This window comes from Azospirillum sp. ST 5-10, assembly GCF_051225715.1.
GTDB lineage: Bacteria > Pseudomonadota > Alphaproteobacteria > Azospirillales > Azospirillaceae > Azospirillum.
In genome coordinates, this window is sequence record NZ_JBPJSP010000079.1 from 1 (window position 1) to 1635 (window position 1635).

General features: G+C 72.2%; 2 protein-coding genes. Both read right to left on the reverse strand.

Annotated features, from left to right (window positions below):
- Positions 1 to 2: 2 nt before the first annotated feature.
- Positions 3 to 938 carry an FAD-binding protein gene (locus ACSBPG_RS31860; protein WP_435541278.1) on the reverse strand — a complete coding sequence of 312 codons (936 nt, stop codon included), beginning with the start codon at positions 936 to 938 and terminating at the stop codon, positions 3 to 5.
- A gap of 1 nt (position 939) precedes the next feature.
- On the reverse strand, positions 940 to 1635 hold a 696-nt coding region (locus tag ACSBPG_RS31865; protein ID WP_435541279.1), incomplete at its 5' end, for an electron transfer flavoprotein subunit beta/FixA family protein.

A 1635-nucleotide genomic window follows, 5' to 3' on the forward strand; every position in this document is an offset into this window, starting at 1 on the left:
CCTCAGCCCAGGGCGTCGGTGAGCTCCGGCACCGCCTTGAAGAGGTCGGCGACGAGGCCGTAGTCGGCGACCTGGAAGATGGGCGCTTCCTCGTCCTTGTTGATGGCGACGATGACCTTGCTGTCCTTCATGCCGGCGAGGTGCTGGATGGCGCCGGAGATGCCGACCGCCAGGTAGAGGTCGGGTGCGACGATCTTGCCGGTCTGGCCGACCTGGTAGTCGTTGGGCACGAAGCCGGCGTCCACCGCCGCCCGGCTCGCCCCCACCGCCGCCCCCAGCTTGTCCGCCAGCGCTTCCAGCAGCCTGAAGTTCTCCCCCGACTGCATGCCGCGCCCGCCCGACACGACGATGCGCGCCTGCGTCAGCTCCGGGCGCTCCGACTGCGTCAGCTCCTGGCCGACGAACCTCGACCCGCCGCCGGCCGCCGGCCCGGCGACCGTCTCCACCGCCCCCGTGCCGCCCTCGGCCGCCGCCGCCGCGAAGGCGGTCGCGCGCACCGTCACCACCTTGATCGGGTCCGACGAGCGCACCGTGGCGATCGCGTTGCCGGCGTAGATCGGCCGCGTGAAGGTGTCCGCTCCCTCCACCGACAGGATGTCGGAGATCGCCGCCACATCGAGCAGCGCCGCCGCCCGCGGCAGCAGGTTCTTGCCGAAGCTGGTGGCCGCCGCCAGCACGTGGCTGGCGCCCCCCTTGGCGACCTCCACCACCAGCGGCGCCAGCGCCTCCGGCAGGCCGTGGGCGTAGGCCTCGGCCTCGGCCAGCAGCGCCTTGGCCACCCCCTGCACCTTGGCGGCCGCCTCGGCCACCGCCCGGCAGCCCTGGCCGGCCACCAGGACGTGGATGTCGGACCCCAGCTGGGCGGCCGCCGCCACCGCGTGCAGGGTGGCGGGCTTCAGCGCCGCGTTGTCGTGTTCGGCGACGACGAGAATGGCCATGTCAGATCACCCGCGCTTCGTTCTTCAGCTTGTCCACCAGGCTCGCCACGTCGGCCACCTTGATGCCGGCCTGGCGCTTGGCCGGCTCGGCCACCTTCAGCGTCTCCAGCCGCGGCGCCACGTCGACCCCGAGATCGGCGGGGCTCACCGTCTCCAGCGGCTTCTTCTTCGCCTTCATGATGTTGGGCAGCGAGGCGTAGCGCGGCTCGTTCAGGCGCAGGTCGGCGCTCACCACCGCCGGCAGCGCCAGCTCCACCGTCTCCAGACCGCCGTCGACCTCGCGGGTGACGGTGACGGCGCCGTCGCCGACGGCCACCTTGGAGGCGAACGTGCCCTGCGGCCAGCCCAGCAGGGCCGCCAGCATCTGGCCGGTCTGGTTGCAGTCGTCGTCGATCGCCTGCTTGCCCAGGATCACCAGCCGCGGCTGCTCCTTCTCCACCAGCGCCTTCAGCGCCTTGGCCACCGCCAGCGGCTGCAGCTCGGCGTCGGTCTGCACCAGGATCGCCCGGTCGGCCCCCATCGCCAGCGCCGTGCGCAGCGTCTCCTGGCACTGCGCCACACCCAGCGACACCGCAACGATCTCCGTCGCCTTGCCCGCCTCCTTCAGGCGGACCGCCTCCTCCACCGCGATCTCGTCGAACGGGTTCATCGACATCTTCACGTTCGCCGTCTCGACACCGGAACCGTCCGCCTTCAC